The 15,841-nt window shown below is 43.9% G+C and carries 14 protein-coding genes; all 14 read right to left on the reverse strand.

Annotated features, from left to right (window positions below):
* Window positions 1–78: 78 nt before the first annotated feature.
* Window positions 79–1,146, reverse strand: a complete 1,068-nt coding sequence (locus ACFRAM_RS22375; protein WP_379468218.1) for a response regulator transcription factor — start codon at window positions 1,144–1,146, stop codon at window positions 79–81.
* Window positions 1,139–2,860, reverse strand: a complete 1,722-nt coding sequence (locus tag ACFRAM_RS22380; RefSeq protein ID WP_379468220.1) for a cache domain-containing sensor histidine kinase — start codon at window positions 2,858–2,860, stop codon at window positions 1,139–1,141. The genes ACFRAM_RS22375 and ACFRAM_RS22380 overlap by 8 nt, the downstream gene beginning before the upstream one ends.
* Window positions 2,861–3,080: 220 nt before the next feature.
* Window positions 3,081–3,926, reverse strand: a complete 846-nt coding sequence (locus ACFRAM_RS22385) for a sulfurtransferase (RefSeq protein ID WP_379468222.1) — start codon at window positions 3,924–3,926, stop codon at window positions 3,081–3,083.
* Between the two features lie 22 nt (window positions 3,927–3,948).
* Window positions 3,949–5,259, reverse strand: a complete 1,311-nt coding sequence (locus tag ACFRAM_RS22390) for an LLM class flavin-dependent oxidoreductase (RefSeq protein ID WP_379468224.1) — start codon at window positions 5,257–5,259, stop codon at window positions 3,949–3,951.
* Window positions 5,260–5,279: 20 nt separating this feature from the next.
* On the reverse strand, window positions 5,280–6,137 hold the full coding sequence (locus ACFRAM_RS22395; protein ID WP_066365032.1) for a carbohydrate ABC transporter permease: 858 nt from the start codon (window positions 6,135–6,137) through the stop codon (window positions 5,280–5,282).
* Between the two features lie 15 nt (window positions 6,138–6,152).
* A complete protein-coding gene (locus ACFRAM_RS22400; RefSeq protein ID WP_379468227.1) occupies window positions 6,153–7,085 on the reverse strand; it encodes a carbohydrate ABC transporter permease in 933 nt (310 codons plus the stop codon).
* Window positions 7,086–7,154: 69 nt separating this feature from the next.
* Window positions 7,155–8,522 carry an extracellular solute-binding protein gene (locus tag ACFRAM_RS22405; RefSeq protein WP_379468229.1) on the reverse strand — a complete coding sequence of 456 codons (1,368 nt, stop codon included), beginning with the start codon at window positions 8,520–8,522 and terminating at the stop codon, window positions 7,155–7,157.
* Window positions 8,523–8,555: 33 nt separating this feature from the next.
* Window positions 8,556–9,521, reverse strand: coding sequence for an amidohydrolase family protein (locus ACFRAM_RS22410; RefSeq protein ID WP_379468231.1), 966 nt, complete (start codon window positions 9,519–9,521; stop codon window positions 8,556–8,558).
* Window positions 9,522–9,539: 18 nt separating this feature from the next.
* Window positions 9,540–11,045: an argininosuccinate lyase gene (gene argH, locus ACFRAM_RS22415; protein ID WP_379468233.1), complete on the reverse strand. Its 1,506-nt coding sequence runs from the start codon at window positions 11,043–11,045 to the stop codon at window positions 9,540–9,542.
* 287 nt (window positions 11,046–11,332) lie between these two features.
* Window positions 11,333–11,797: a phosphotransferase gene (locus ACFRAM_RS22420; protein ID WP_379468328.1), complete on the reverse strand. Its 465-nt coding sequence runs from the start codon at window positions 11,795–11,797 to the stop codon at window positions 11,333–11,335.
* A 54-nt stretch (window positions 11,798–11,851) separates the two neighbouring features.
* Window positions 11,852–12,142, reverse strand: a complete 291-nt coding sequence (locus tag ACFRAM_RS22425) for a hypothetical protein (RefSeq protein WP_379468235.1) — start codon at window positions 12,140–12,142, stop codon at window positions 11,852–11,854.
* A gap of 166 nt (window positions 12,143–12,308) precedes the next feature.
* On the reverse strand, window positions 12,309–13,514 hold the full coding sequence (locus ACFRAM_RS22430; protein ID WP_379468237.1) for an MFS transporter: 1,206 nt from the start codon (window positions 13,512–13,514) through the stop codon (window positions 12,309–12,311).
* A gap of 130 nt (window positions 13,515–13,644) precedes the next feature.
* Window positions 13,645–14,541, reverse strand: coding sequence for an SDR family oxidoreductase (locus ACFRAM_RS22435; protein ID WP_379468239.1), 897 nt, complete (start codon window positions 14,539–14,541; stop codon window positions 13,645–13,647).
* A 140-nt stretch (window positions 14,542–14,681) separates the two neighbouring features.
* Window positions 14,682–15,641 carry an AraC family transcriptional regulator gene (locus ACFRAM_RS22440; protein ID WP_379468241.1) on the reverse strand — a complete coding sequence of 320 codons (960 nt, stop codon included), beginning with the start codon at window positions 15,639–15,641 and terminating at the stop codon, window positions 14,682–14,684.
* Window positions 15,642–15,841: the final 200 nt, after the last annotated feature.

Consider the following 15,841-nt stretch of genomic DNA (forward strand, 5'->3'; position numbering starts at 1 on the left):
TTACTTCGTTTAATAGTAATGTTATTTCCTTAAAAATTGAATATAAAAAACCCGAGTTTTTTATTGTAAAAAGCCGTACTAGTCATCCACCAAATGCTGTTTACGATATTCATTGGGTGTAAATCCATAAAATTTCTTAAATACATTGGAAAAATACTGCGGATCTTGCTCAAATCCACATTGTTCAGCTACTTCATATATTTTCAATGTAGGATGTAAAAGCAATAGCTCCTTCGCCTTCTTCATGCGAACAGAGGTCAGGAACTGAGTGTATTTCTCTCCTGTATCTTGTCGAAACAGCTTACCCAAATACTCCGAGTTAAGAAATAAATAATGCTGCGCCAGCCATTGCAAAGAAAGCTGTCTATTCTGAATATGCTGGATCGTTAATTGCTTTATTTTTATAACCAGCATCGCTTTCTTATCAATTTTCCGGTAATGATAGCTTGTATACAGCTTGCCTAACTCCTTCTGGAATGCTTGTATATCTTGACTTTCTACATTTGTGTGTACTGTACTAATGCCATATTCAGATTTCAACTGGGTGCGGATATAGGAAAGGACATGATTATTGTTGTCTTGAATGGTATGCAATGATAACCCCTCACTTAATAATTGCTCGATCCATGCTCTCGATATCTTCATTAATTGGGCTTCATCAGCATCAACAATCGCCTGGAGCAAATCACTAGGGATAGAGGAAGAAAGGATTCCTTGATTTTGGGGCACGCTTGAAGCAATGTTGCCCGCAGCATTACTACGAATAACATCTACCTCGCCCTTAGACCACTGCAAAGCCTCAGTAATCTCATGCTCATCACTTGGCTTTAGTAAATACCGTCGCACCCCAAAACGCATCGCCTGAGTAGCCAGTTCAAACTCTCCGAATCCTGACAATACAATAAAGACAATTTGGGAAGAAATCTTTGAGCCTTGCTCAATTAATTGAAGTCCGTCAATAATAGGCATTTTAATATCCGTAATGACTACATCCGGCTGGAGCGCTTGAATCTTCTCTAATGCCTGCTGTCCATTGATAGCTGTCCCTACCAACTCCATACCAAGGGTAATCCAGTCTATGGCTTCTGCAATTCCTTCTCTTGCCATCCGTTCATCATCGACGATTAATACCCGATAGCTAGACATGACTATCTCCCTCCTTCAATAAAACAGGAATTGTAATTCGAATAATGGTTCCTTGATCCATGCCTTCCAAAATCCCAATACCATAGGGCTCTCCGTACAGTAATCGCAAACGTTCATGAATGCTTCTTAGTCCAATTCCCTCACCCGAGTCTTGCTCTAAATAATGTGTGTCCATCCCTGGACCTTGATCTGCAATCCAAATCTCTAATTGCTCGCCAAAACGTTCCCCGCTAATCGTAATGTGACACTCTCCTGTTAATTCATCAATACCGTACTTAATAGCATTTTCAACGATAGGCTGGAGGATGATTGCAGGAATATAACATTGGTTTAATTCATCAGGAATATTGATTTCACATTGCAGTCGTTCTTCAAAACGATATTTCTGAATGAGTAAATAGTTATGTACATGCTGAATTTCTTCCTGTAACGTGACCATTTCCTTTCGACTTGTTGTGCTTCGCAACATATCACCCAAAGCTTTAACCATACTGGAGATGCGCTCTTGTCCCTGTCTGCGTGCCAGCCAGTTAATAGAATCTAACGTATTGTACAGAAAATGAGGATTCAGCTTCGCCTTCAACGCTTCATACTGAGACTCCTTGATATGGATTTGTTTGATGTAATTATCCTTAATTAAGCGGTCTAATGAGGCTGTCATTTTGTCAAAGCTATTCGTTAACCATCCGATTTCATCCCTATTCCTCACAGGCTCTTCTCGATAAGTCGCAAAATCACCTTGCTCAACCTTGCTCATCCGAACAGCCAGCGTCTCCAAGGGACGTGTAATGCTTCTTGCAAAAATTAAGCCGATCCACACAAGCGAAACAAGAATGAGCGTATATAACAGCAGTAGTATTTTCTTCATCAGAATGGCTTTCTGAAATAACGATTCATAAGGTACCAGATTCACCAATGTCCAACCTGTAAAGCTCATTGTAGATAAGGTACTTAAATATTTATGATGATTTAACGTGACCATCTCATAGCGCTCACCTGATCGTTCATTCTGTATTAAAGAGCTTGGCATAGGCTTATCTTTCCATTGCTCATCATTCCAATAGATTGGGGTATGATCTTCATAGATGAGTAACTTATTATTGGAAGATGACGAATTGGAGCCCATGGATTCAATCAAATCATCCGCATTCACTCGAACAATTAACGTCCCTAACGATGGAAAATCCATGCTCTTCACTCCCCTTATTTCCCTTAAGGAAGTAAAAATCTTGGAATCTCTTTCCCCACCCTTCCACAGACTGCCCCCTTCCTTCTGAGCGGCCATTGCAATAAATTGCTTACTATAAGCTGGTGCAGTCTCATCCTTGGTTGTGCCCAGCCAGTAACCCTTGCCCCAATAATCAATAATCGCTACAGAGCGAATCGGATAATTAAAGAAACGGTACGACAACAACTTCTCTTCCATCGCATGAATCGCATAATAGGTTTCGCGACTATTCTTGCTCTGCTTGATCTTCTCCAGCCCTTGCTGAATGTCAGCGTCACTTGCGATCGATTGTGTCATTCGGTCAATGGCGGCTAGCTTGTCCTCAATTCGTTCTGAATACAAATATAGCTTCTCACTTGTTTGTTCATAGACAAGCTGTTCATATAACTTATGCATATTTTGTACGTACAAAAGGCTGATGCCGCTCGTCAATAGAACACCGATCAACACAAACAGCACCAGCTTATGTCTGATTCTTATTTTCATTCCGAATTCTCCCCTTGCCCCGTCTAACCACTTCTATCGTCCCCCGGAAACAATGCTCTAATAAAAAATACTCTATATTCCCCAGTAAAACAATAAGGGAATAAGAGTATAGTTGTTGGGAATATCGAAGTTTTCTAAATTTCTGACGATCTGAGACGCGGACTTTAGTGGGTTATATTACAGAAAATTATCAATATTGAGGATATACGAGAGTTCATTTTTAGCTTTTACTAGCTAACTCAATCTCCGTAAACTCATCATTTCCCCATTCTTCCCAAGATCCTTCATACGGACGGATATCGGGATATCCAAGTAAACGTAAAACAAAATAGGTATGTGCCCCGCGTTGGTTGGTTTGGCAATAAGGAATAATCGTCTGGGGCCGCTCAAGACCAGCTTCGGTATACTCCTTTTCCAGGACAGAATGATCCTTAAAACGGGTAACCCCCTTCTCGTCTGCTTCCTGGAGTGCGTCACGCCATTCTTTATGAATCGCACCAGGAATACGCCCTCCTCTTCTATTGTTACGCTGATCCTCACCGGTATACTCCAAGATGTTACGTGTATCAAGCAGAATAACATTTTGTAGTCCTGCCTGAAGTTCCTCTTTGGAAGTAATGAGCAGCGGGTTAGCGTTTAGACTTATTGAACCCTCTCTCCGAGGTGACGGCTGATTACTAGAGACCTCATAGCCTTCTGCAGTCCATGCCGCAAAGCCGCCATTAAGGAGTTTCAATTGATCTCGCAGCCCGTAATACTCAAGAACATAAAAGGCACGTGTGGCAAGCACATTATTACCTTCGTCATAAATTACAATCGTTGACTCCTTGGTGACCCCGAAGCCTTCTAACCATTGTTGTATCTGCTCTTTAGGAACAATCGATTTTTGAACAGGCTCTTTAAATGCTTTGACATTCAACCAGTAAGCACCCGGAATATGCGAGATTTCGTAGTTATTGGCTCTAGCGTCAAGCAGAATCAAATCCTGCTCGCTTCTATGCTCTTCCAGCCATTCGCTATCTACAAGCAGATGAGCGTTAGGATATGATGAATGTTGATCCGTCAAAATAACAAACTCCCCTCTACAATTAAAGTGGCTCGAAGCCTAAATTCTCCCTTAGCGTGTGCCCTGTATAGCTTGTTGGAAATAAGCCACGGCGTTGTAATTCAGGAACAACCAGATCAAGGAATGCTTCTGCTCCTCCGCTCGCCAATTCAGGCATAACCGTAAAACCATCAGCAGCGCCACTTATAAACCATTCTTCCATAGTATCAGCTATTTGTTTTGGCGTCCCTGCTATGTTCAGCTGACCATGCCCAACCCAATGCTTCTCGAGGAGTTCCCGAAGGGTTACCGTCTGATTATTCACTACTTTTTGCACCATTTGATAAAAGGACTGATATGCATTTCCTCCACTTCTATCCGGTAGCTCGGGGAATGGCTCATCCAGTGGATAGCCTGAGAAATCAATACCAAGCAGGTTGGATAATGACATAACCGCTCTTTTAATAGGTGCCAGCTGCTGAAGCTCCGTAGCGATTTTAAGCGCATCTTCTTCATTTTCAGAGACGATCACATGAAGGGCTGGCAGGATCTTAATCTGCTCGGGAGATCGTCCAGCTGCTATGGCTCTATCTTTAATGTCTTTGTAAAAGATACGTGCATCCTCAATGGACTGCTGAATCGTGAACAGTAATTCTGCAAACCCAGCAGCAAGATTTCTACCGTCCTCAGAGGCGCCAGCTTGGATCAGAAGAGGTCTGCCTTGAGGTGAGCGCATAAGATTTAATGCTCCACGTACGGAATAGTACTTCCCCTCATGATGGATCTCGTGTACCTTATCCACCTGTGCATACACCCCTGATTCTTTATCCTGCACAAGCGCGTCAGATTCCCAACTATTCCATAACTTTAAGGCCACCTCTGTAAATTCACGGGCACGCTCATAGCGTTCCGCATGAGGGGGTAATTCCGATAGTCCAAAATTAAACGCTGTTCGCTCAACCCCTGTCGTTACAATGTTCCAGCCCGCTCGCCCCCCGCTAATATGATCCAGCGATGACAACAATCTAGCTAAATTATAGGGCTCGTTGAACGTAGTGGATACAGTAGCGATTAAACCAATCCGTTCCGTTACAGTTGCGATTGACGCAAGTAAGGTTAGCGGCTCAAACCCAAAAATCGGACTATATTGCACCGCTGTAGCTTCAATGGATAGACCATCTGCAATAAAAAGCGAGTCGATGCGAGCCGCTTCAGCTTTTTGAGCAATGCGAAGATACTGCTTGATGTCGTGAATATCTTTTAACTGTGTGCTCTCATGGCGCCATGCGCCTTTGTGGGAGCCTGAATTTTGGAGAGCCAGGTTTAATATCATTCTACGACTTTGTTCGCTCATCGTTATCACCTTTACTCCTCTTATTTCATACCGCTTAGTGCGATGCCACGTATAATTTGCTTTTGGAAAATAAGGAATAACAAGATCAGTGGCGCTATTGAAATTGTTGTTCCGGCCATGATCAGAATCCAGTTACTTGTATCCTTGAGCTCACTGGAGAAATAAACAATCCCGACAGGCAATGTGAATTTCTCTTCCGTTTGTAGCACGATCAGCGGCCAAATGAACTGGTTCCAGTTTCCAATAAACGTGAGAATGATTAGGGTAACGATAGCAGGCTTTACGAGTGGAATCGCTATATTAAGCAGAATACGCCACTCATTTAGACCGTCGATGCGGGCGGCATCAAGTAGTTCAGAGGGGATAGAGTCCATAAATTGCCTCATAAGGAAGATCCCAAAGGCTGTAATAATGCTAGGGAACAACACACCCCAATTGGTATCTGACCAGCCAAATTCGTTGGCAATCAAATACCATGGAATAATAAGCATTTCCGTTGGCACCATGATCGTGCTAATAATGATAAGAAAAATAACCTGCTTGCCGATAAAAGAAAATTTGGCGAGTACGTAGCCTGCTGCCGTATCAAAAATAACAACCGTGGCAGTTCCAATTAAAGAAATAATAAGTGTATTTTTGATCCAGTCGCCAAACGGAGCCTTTTTAAAAATCGTAGCATAGTTATCGAATGTTATGGTCTCTGGGATCAAGCTCAAGTTATATACATCCTGCGGAATTTTAAAAGAAGTGGCAACCATCCATAAAAAAGGAAACAGCATAATCCCGACACCGATAATGAGCAATAAATAAATGAGTGCCGTATGAAGCTTCTTAACGGGTAATCTCTTGCTACCTTGGACTTCCCTTGCTGAGCTCATTGGAGCGTCCTCCTATTAATATTCTACTTTTTTATTCAAGACTTTTAATTGCAGTAGAGTGAGTACTAAAATAATCGCAAATAGCACTACCGTGGCAGCCGCTGCTCTGCCCATCTTGAACTGCTGGAACGCTAAATTGTAAATGTAGAGTACCATCGTTGTTGTACTGTTTAGAGGTCCCCCATTAGTCATGCTTAGCACTTGCCCAAAGGATTGCAGATAAGAGATGACGCCAATCACTGCTGAAAATACGATCACAGGATTCAGTAAAGGCAGCGTAATATGAACAAATTTTCGCCACCCGCTTGCTCCGTCAATAGACGCAGCTTCATAATACATTCGAGGTATCGCCTCTAACCCAGTCATAAACACCAGCATTTGGAAACCAATGCTTTGCCAGATCATCGTTAAAGTCACTAGAATTAGCGCTTGGCGTGGAGATTGTAAAAATAATTGCGGCTCTATCCCTAGCTGTAGCAACACTTCATTCAACCAGCCATTACGCATGAGAATCCAACGGAATACCCAGCTAACAGCGACAATGCTTGTCACGTAAGGGATAAAATAGATGGTTCGGAAAAAGCCACGAAAACGATAAATACTTTGCAGAAGCAACGCAACCGCTAGACCCGCAATGAGCTGGCCTGGGACGCCTATAAGAACGAATTTGAATGTATTTAAAATAGATTTACTAAAAATTTCATCGCTGAATATGGTGCTGAAATTTTCAAAACCGACGAAGGGCTTCTCTGAGGACAACAAATTCCATTCCCTTACGCTTACATTAAAGGCATAGAAGATGGGGATCATGCGTGTGCTGAGGAAATACAATAACGGTATACCCAGCACGATATAAATAAACAGGTATCGCTGCGTCTGATAGGACAGCCTTACACGGAACAGCTCCCTGCTTTTTCGGGCAGTAAGTCTGATGACATGTGTGAGCATCTCTGATATTTCCTCCCTTTAAAGAAGGATAGGGCGCTAGCAATGAGCTAAGCGCCGCTGATCCTGCTATTATTTTTTCTTGTCGACCTCAGCCCAGTAGTCATCGTAGAGCTTTTGCACTTTTGCCACAAGATCGCCAAAGGCCTTCTCTACAGAAACATGGTTTACCAATACTTCATTGGTCGCATCGACAAACAGCGTTTTTTCTTGCGTCTCATCGATGAAGAAATGCGCACGGCTATGATCAAGCTGAGTGATGAAAGGTCCGAGCTTCTCATCCTTCACATATTTATCCTGGCTTGCTACTGCTTTCTGTGCAGGCAGTTCCCCGATCCGGTCCACCCATTTCTCTTGAACTTCTTTGCTTGTTAAAAATTTCAGAAACTCCGTAGCGGCTTTTAGCTTATCCCCTTCTACGTTTTTCGGGATTGCATTCGCCCAGAACGAGGATGGTGTTGACTGGGCTTTATAAGATGGAAGTGGTGCAACTCCGAAATTCAAATTCGCAAAATCCTTCTTAATGGAGCCTAGACGGAACGAACCGTCAATATTGAGTGCTGCGTAACCATTCATAAAAGCATTGCTATCATTCTCATAGAAGCCATTAATACCGACCTTGTGCTTGATAGCGAAATCGAGCAAGTATTGGAAGGCTTCCAAGCCAGCTGGCGTATCAGCCCATAAAATTTTGCGGCGATCTTCGCTTAAATCCTGGCCGCCCGCTTGAGGCAGAAGGCCATCACGATACCAGTGATGCAGCTGTGCACCAGGTTCCCAAGCTAAACCCTCTACAACAAACTGACCTTTAGCATCCTTTTCTGTTAGTTTTATAGAGTCCTCTACAAGCTGCTCCCAAGTCGTTGGAAGCTCCTTGATTTGTGCCTTGTCTAGCAGGTCTTTGTTATAAAATAAAGCGAGTGTGCGCACTGCGGTAGGAATGGCGTAATAGGAGCCGTCGATTTTGGCGGCTTCAACGAGCGGGTAGTAGTCTTTTTCAATTTCCGCAGTAGGGAAGCTGTCTTGAGGCAGTGGCTGCAAGTAGCCTGCGGCAACATATTTCGGTAACCAGCCATAATACAAATTAATAATATCCGGGCCTTTTCCTGCGGGTACGAGCGTGGCTACCTTTTGATTATATTGGTCATAGGGGAAGTTGGTTTGCTTGACCTTAATATTGGGATGAAGGGTTTGGAATTCTGTAATGAGTTCATCAATCAGCTCGACTTTAGCTGGAAATTCATATTGCCAATATTCAATGGATACTTCTTTTTCCGGCTCACTCTTTTCCGAAGCTGTCGGTTCGGTAGCTGCATTGGACGGCTTTGCATTTTCTTTTTTATCATTACTACTACCGCTACTGTTACTGCTGCATCCAGCAAGCACCAAGATGATGGCGAGCAAGGTTGTTATTGATTTTATCCCTTTTTTATTTTGCATGATATCCACTCCTATTTTTATAAAATGTGTATATTAACCTTGCTTGGACAAGCTTGTATTCGAGGTAACTTCATCATGCCGTAGCTGTTTCAGGTTCAATAGGCGACGCGCATTATTGCCGAATATTTTTTCAATGTCGTCTTCGGGTATCCGAAGATCACGCGCTGCACGAACTTGATCCTGTAAGTAGCGATAAGGAAATCCTCTTGGAAAACCGCTGGCATCTGTACCGAAAATGATCCGGTCTGGTCCGATTAGCTCATAAGTTTTGCGAAGTACAGACTCCAAGGTTAGCTCGTATGGCATCCAGCGCATCCATTGGTTAGAGCCTGACGTATCCACATACACATTCGGGCAGCTCCAGCATAGGTGCAGCAATTCCTGAAAATATCCAGCGCCGAAGTGCGGAATGATGAATGGAATATCGGGATAATCACGAGCCGTATTAAAAATAGCAAGCGGACTAATATTGGGATGATGGGCGATCCCTCCCGCATGACCAAGTAAGCCAAAATGGATAAGTACAGGTAATCTCTTTTCAGATAAGAAGTTCCAGATGGGTGTGAAAGAGGGATCATCAAAGGGGCGTGAGATTAACGGTCCAAACAGTTTGTAGCCCTTCAAGCTAAGCTCATTGACCGCTCTGCGCAGCTCAGCCTCTGCACCTTCCTCCTCAATCGAATGATAAGCAAAGCCCGTAAAGCGGTCTGGATGTCTGGAAATTTGGTCAGCCATATTGTCATTATTTAAGGCTGTTAGAAAGTTCAGTCCACCGATTCCGTATTTATCAAGCTCCTGAACCCATCGATCAATTAGCGGGGTAGTATCACTCTCGTCATGTACAGGTGCTGGTTCGGGGAAATCCCAGGTCAGACGCATCCGTTCGCTGCGCTCGGCGCCGTAGCTTGAAATAAGTGCATGACTATTTTTGCTGCCTAATTGAAGCTGGTAGGGTAGATGTCCGTGAATATCAAATACTTTGAACGATTTGCGAAACATCCGATCACTCCATTCTGTTTAGTTGTACTGCCAATTGGATAGGATCTCATCGAGCTGTGCTGAGGCGGTCGCTAAAATTGTTTCTCGTTCAATAATCCACTCTTCCAAGCTGTACAGCCTGGCGTGTTGAGCTTCCAATGCCCGTTTGATTTCACTTGGACTTGGTCCTCCTCTAAGCCTGCGGATGTTGACAAAATGCTCAGGGTCTAGAGCTAGCTTAAATTTCTCTTTACTGAGCTTGAGAGGAACTCCAATCGTATGAATAGCGATCTCATTAAGGGATTGCAAGTCTAATTCCCCAACTCCTTTCCCTTGTTCAACTGCCAGTGACACGAGCCTACTTACAATCTTGTGGGCATTGCGAAATGAGATTTCTTCTTCTCTTACTAGAGTGTCTGCAAGCTCCGTTACGGTTGCAAAGCTCGCTGCTGCACGCTTGTTAAGTACATCTTTATTGATTTCCAAGGAGTCAATTACCTTTGACAGCAGTCTGTAGACAACCTCAAGCGTATCAAGGCTTTTCCAAGCAAAGGGCTGCAGATCATCCTCCGTGTCGACGATATCGCCAAAAGGGGTGTTATGAATCATCGTGAGCACAGTTTGAGAAGCTCCAACAATGCTGGATAATAACGAGCGAATGTGCTCGATCGACACGGGGTTTCTTTTTTGCGGCATAATCGAACTGATTTGTACATAAGGGGCAGCAACCTTTATAACAGCAAATTCCTGAGTACACCACAGCAATAGCTCTTGAACGAAACGTCCGAGATTAATCGCTGCCAGCTGCGTACCAGAAGCAATCTCAGCAACATAATCTGCTCCACTTACCGCGTCATAAGAGTTCTCGACGAGTCCATCAAACGCAAGCAGTTCTGCCACACGTTCTCGATTGATGTCATAGCCTGACGTAGTTAGAGCAGCCGCTCCCAGACTACTTAAATTACAGTTGGCATAAGCAGCCTGAAGCCTGCGAATATCCCGGGCCAGTGAATCACTTACCGCGGCGATATAATGGGCGATTGTAGTAGGCTGTGCTTGCTGAGTATGGGTATGGGCGATAAAGATCGTCTCCGTATGCTTCCCGGCAAAATCAAGCAGGCTAGCATGTAGTTCAAGCGCAGAGTGAAGTGTTCGAAGCAGCCTTTGCCGTAATGTAATTCGGTAAATGGCAATCCCCATATCGTTGCGACTGCGTGCAAGATGCAGATTACTTGAAGAGTCATCCGATAATTTCAGAAGCTTATCCTCAACTTCAAAGAATAAATCCTCAAACTGTCCAGTGTAATTCCCTTGTCTAAATTGCTCCAAATCAATGCTGAGTAAAGCCTTTGCTATGTTTGTGGCATCCTTTTTGGATAGTAAACTTTGCTCAAATAGCATAACGAGATGTGCTTTATGTACTGCAATCATCGGTAAGAGCAGCTCTTGCTTCGCATGATTGTAGGCGGGTTCCAGCACGGCTTCCACGTAGGTTTTACTGGGAAACTGGTTTCCCTCCTCTTGTCCATGCCTTCTAATGACCAAATTATAGGACCTCCCTTTATAAACGCCGTTACGATCAATAGCGGAAAGATAAATGGCAGAGAAAATAAAAACAGCCAGAGAAAATCGCAAGTGTGCGACATCTCCGGCTGTCCGGTTGAATGCGTATTATTCTTATTGGAATGATATGAAAAGGATAATAGCACCATTTGAAATTATTTACAATACTTTTTTTATTAACAAAATATGAGTAAATAAAAATTGTGAGAATGGTGGGTTTATTTCTCAGTTATTTATGATGCGGTTCTCGTTAGCTCAATATTCGGTTTCTATATCCAATCATCGAAATGATCGTCTACAAATGCAATCTCATTCTCATAGTGAGCCAACTGTCCCTCATCAATCATCTTTTGAAAAGCCTGGTTTCCGTTAGCAGCAAAATTTTTTATCGTATCACATAGAACAATCAATCGTTCAATAATCCATTCCCGCAGATTAGTAGGCACGGGTATACCATAAGATTCAAAAAACAAATGAATTCGCCGACGGCGCTCTGCAGCATGTTTTTCATGCTTATAGGGTACTATTTCCATTTTCCCTGAAGAAAAGTAAGGCATGAAATCGCCAAGCGGTATCGATGTGTACAGGGTATATGCAATGTCCCACAGGCGCGGACCTGGGCCTGCCATATCAAAATCAATCAGCGCCGCCGGCTGACCATTCCTAAAGACAAGGTTATAAAACGCTGTATCATTATGGCAGATCACTTCGTGCTCGGCATCATTAGCATATATAAGCTGCCATTTGGCCTCACTACTGGGTGTAAAGGACCCCGTCCCATCATGGAACTAACGTAAAAGTTGCGCCAAGCCCACAAGCGTTTCGTCCGTCCACCATGTGTATGTTTCAAGCTCCGGCTGATTAATATCTCCACTAACAAATGTCAATATCTCACGGCCGGAGTCATCGATTCCGAGAAATCTTGGTGCTCCCTCAAAGCCTTGTCTTTCTAAATGTTTGAGCAGTTCATGAACACTTGAACTCCAATATCCTATAGGGCGACGAACAGTGTCTCCTTTACGAACTATATGGTTTACATTTCCGCCACTCAACACTTCTTCTTGAGTCATAAGGTTCATTCCTCGCTTCTCCATGCATGATCATTGCAGATTTCACCTGAGGTTCTCACCTGATAATAGCAAAATGTTACTGATTTTTACTCATCAAAAACAATTATAATTAAACATTCATGCCCCTAGCAGATCACAGGCTAACTGCCCGTTAGCATAAAAACGACTCTTTCCATCAGCTTACGACCTCTTTGGCAGCATCGTTACGAATCAGGCAAGAAGCCAAGAATCCGATCCCCAGCACAAGTGCCAACAAAATAAAGGTGAGCGAGAAGTTGTCCGTTCTCATGCACTGAATCGCAATAATTGGTCCTAAACTCGTTCCCGCAAACAGGATAAACGTATAAACAGATACCGCGATGCCGCGCGATTGCCCACCAAACTGACCCACAAGAGATATGAGAGCTGGACCTACAAGAGCGATGCCCGCAATAAAGATGACGCTCATAATCACAAGCAACGTTAAGTTTGAGATTAGACCTAAAGAGGCAAGCCCGAGTACAGCTAATAATAATCCTCCACGCAATATCTTCATTGTGCCGAAACGCTCAGCAAGCAGTCCTGCAAAGGGTGAAAGCAACATCCCTAACACACCTGCGGAACGAACGTATAAAATCTCCTGTTTGTTTAACCCAAATGTCGAGCTGCTCAAATAGGTGCCCAAAACAGTCGACATACTTACGAACGACATCAAAAGTACCAGCGCCACTAAATAAGCAAGTATGAGGTTCTTACGGGCAAATAATTTCCCTATGTTTCGAATCGGATCCAGGATACTGGAATTTGGATTCTGAAAATCCGCTTTAGGCAGGAATTTCAAGACCAGGATAGCAGTAATGGAATAAACCACTGCCAAAAAATAAAAAATGGCGCTCCATCCATAATATTGGCTAACAATTCCACTCATCACTTGTCCAACGATTCCGGCTACCATAAATCCGGTTGTAATGAACCCGATCGCCGTGACCCGTTTTTGCGCAGGGAACATTTCAACAGCATAGGCAAGTGCAACAGGAGAGAACGTTGCCGCAGCCGCCCCCTGAAATCCACGTAATACAATGATCCAGGAAAAATCGCGGACCAGGCCAATAAGAAAAGATATGCAGGTTAACGCAATTAATCCGATAAATATAACACTCTTGCGGCCATATTTTTCAGATAATGGACCATAGATAAGACAACCTATCGCAAATCCCAACGAGAAGATACTGCCTGCAGTTGCAGCCTGCGTGGAAGATACTCCAAAGACATCCGAGAACAAGGGAATGAGCGGAAGGGTAACGTACAGGCTAGACATGATAACCATGCCTGCCCAGCACAGAATCATGGTCATGGCGGTATAATTTCTGGAGGGATGATTAGCTGATATGGCTTGGTTCATAAGAACACCTCTTTTTTAAAAGATGACGCCCCTGCGGAGCTCACATCAAGAGCCCCCTTCGCTGGATTAGCGGAAGGGGCCAGTTCAAGTTTATGCCGTAAGGCGATCCTACAAAACTTGTCGTTCTAGATCAATTTTTGAAATAATTTCCTTCCAGGTCACGCAGGAGATTCGCATGCTCAGGCTTCCATCCGAGCAGTTCTTGGGTCAACTTACTCGAAGCCTGGATGTTTTGCGAAGCGAAATGCGTCAGCCAACCAAAGTGACCAGGAGCATCTTCAACTGACTTGCTGATCACAGGCAAATCGAGGTGGCGACCAATGACTTCAGCAATCTCACGAATGGACACACCTTCCTCGGCGATTGCATGCAGCTTGGAGCCTGCAGGTGCAGCTTCAACTGCCAGTCGGTAAAGTCGCGCTGCATCCAGACGGTGTACAGCAGCCCAACGGTTTGCACCTTCGCCCACATAAGCTGAGGCACCTGTACGACGAGCGACATTAATCAATGCCGGAACAAAACCGCCGCGGTCACCAGCGCCGTGTACTGAAGGTGGTAGTCTCAATACGGATACACGTACGTTCTTAGAAGCCAAGGATAGAGCCTCTTCTTCAGAAGCAATACGGTGCTTACCCGCAGTGCTGGCATCAGGAGCATCTTCCTCAGTGTTAATTCTACTTGGTGCAAGATGGCCAATTACGGAAGTAACAACCAAAGGGCGGCCAGAACCGGCAAGCACTTCACCGAAAGTCTGAACTGCACGCAGGTCTGTGACTCCAGCACCTGTCATGTTAGAAAAGTCGTGGTTGAAGGCCGTATGAATGACACCATCCGCTGCTTCTGCACCGCTTCTAAGACTTTCAGGATTATCCAAAGAACCACGGTGTACAGTTACCCCGGCTTTAAGAAGAGCACTAGCCGCTTCTTCCGAGCGAGCCAAACCAATGACTTCATGCCCTGCTGTTAACAATTCATTTACAACGGCAGAGCCGATGAAACCAGTCGCTCCAGTTACAAAAATACGCATTAAGAGATCCTCCTCTAAATATTAAATCTACTTGAATCGACGAAAAGATGATGACGTAATCGGAATTCGTGGTTTCAAGGATAATTTAATTTTAGAAGATATACTGACCTAAGAATTGCCTGTTCTGGTTCACTTGTTGCCTATTTCAACGGAAGTTGTTGACGTAATCCTGCAATGTCTCTTTTGGGCGGATTTCCAAAAAAGCGGCTGTAATCCCGATTAAATTGCGAGGGACTAGCATAGCCTACTAGATTGCAGGCTGTTGTCGCGTCCATTGCTTCAGATACCATTAACCGTCTCGCTTCATGCAGACGAAGTGCTTTTTGATATTGTAGGGGACTCATTGAAGTAATGGACTTAAAGTGCACACGAAAAGTAGACTCACTCATATGTGCCATTTCCGCCAATTCCGCAACTTTCATGGGATGGGAATAATGATTACGGAGCCAAGCGACCGCCTTTGTAACCAGATTGACTTCCGAACCTACAAAACCAAGTTCAGCGATCCGAGCTCCAATAGGACTGCGCAGAACACGTAGCAAAATCTCATCCATTACAAGGGGGCCGAGCAATTCGGCATCACTGGTATTGGTTAGACATTCTACAAGCCTTGAGGTAGCGTTAATCATTCCTGCATCGGCATTAAGAACATAACCGGCACTCCATTTCGTTACGGCAGGCACTCCATTTGGATATACTCTGAGTGCTAATTCAGCAATTTTTTGCGGGTCAAGTACCAGCTTCACACTTAAATAAGGCTCCAAGCGGCTAGCGTGAGTAACCTTCAAAGCAATCGGCAGCGCAACAGGGAGCATAAGGATTTGCGATTGAGCGAATTGATAGACCTCTTGCCCTACTGTCACTGTCTTAGCCCCTTGTGCAACAATTAACATGGAGGGCAAGTCGAAAGATTTGACCTCGTCCTTACTTGCTGCAGAATAACGGCCCACAGACAAAGCAGGAATACGTTGTCTAAAGGTCCCATCATACGGAGTATGGTCACTAATCAACTTGGCCAAGCGAAACGTCTCTACAGCAAGCGATTCCTTGATGCTACCGTTCGCAGGTATAGCCAATGTATGTTCGGATTGGAATGTCATAAGTACAATAGCACCTCCAATGGCTCTATCCTGTATTGTTTCATATGTTTTGACATGTATCCCGGTCCATTAGAAATGGGACTATGTAAACAATAATACAATTTCATAAAAGTTTATATCAGTATAATTTTAAAGTTGCTTCTCATAGAAAAAAACCTTCAAGCGGTAATGCCATGCTGCAATCACAAGGCATCCGCTTG

The organism is Paenibacillus sp. NPDC056722 (assembly GCF_042790635.1).
Classification (GTDB): Bacteria; Bacillota; Bacilli; order Paenibacillales; family Paenibacillaceae; genus Paenibacillus_AQ; species Paenibacillus_AQ agri.

Bases quoted from the DNA above. Each gene is read 5' to 3' on its own strand.
- ACFRAM_RS22375 (WP_379468218.1), bottom strand. From the start codon at position 1,146: ATGTCTAGCTATCGGGTATTAATCGTCGATGATGAACGGATGGCAAGA.
- ACFRAM_RS22380 (WP_379468220.1), bottom strand. From the start codon at position 2,860: ATGAAAATAAGAATCAGACATAAGCTGGTGCTGTTTGTGTTGATCGGT.
- ACFRAM_RS22390 (WP_379468224.1), bottom strand. From the start codon at position 5,259: ATGAGCGAACAAAGTCGTAGAATGATATTAAACCTGGCTCTCCAAAAT.
- ACFRAM_RS22395 (WP_066365032.1), bottom strand. From the start codon at position 6,137: ATGAGCTCAGCAAGGGAAGTCCAAGGTAGCAAGAGATTACCCGTTAAG.
- ACFRAM_RS22400 (WP_379468227.1), bottom strand. From the start codon at position 7,085: ATGCTCACACATGTCATCAGACTTACTGCCCGAAAAAGCAGGGAGCTG.
- ACFRAM_RS22405 (WP_379468229.1), bottom strand. From the start codon at position 8,522: ATGCAAAATAAAAAAGGGATAAAATCAATAACAACCTTGCTCGCCATC.
- ACFRAM_RS22410 (WP_379468231.1), bottom strand. From the start codon at position 9,521: ATGTTTCGCAAATCGTTCAAAGTATTTGATATTCACGGACATCTACCC.
- ACFRAM_RS22425 (WP_379468235.1), bottom strand. From the start codon at position 12,142: ATGAACCTTATGACTCAAGAAGAAGTGTTGAGTGGCGGAAATGTAAAC.
- ACFRAM_RS22430 (WP_379468237.1), bottom strand. From the start codon at position 13,514: ATGAACCAAGCCATATCAGCTAATCATCCCTCCAGAAATTATACCGCC.
- ACFRAM_RS22435 (WP_379468239.1), bottom strand. From the start codon at position 14,541: ATGCGTATTTTTGTAACTGGAGCGACTGGTTTCATCGGCTCTGCCGTT.
- ACFRAM_RS22440 (WP_379468241.1), bottom strand. From the start codon at position 15,641: ATGACATTCCAATCCGAACATACATTGGCTATACCTGCGAACGGTAGC.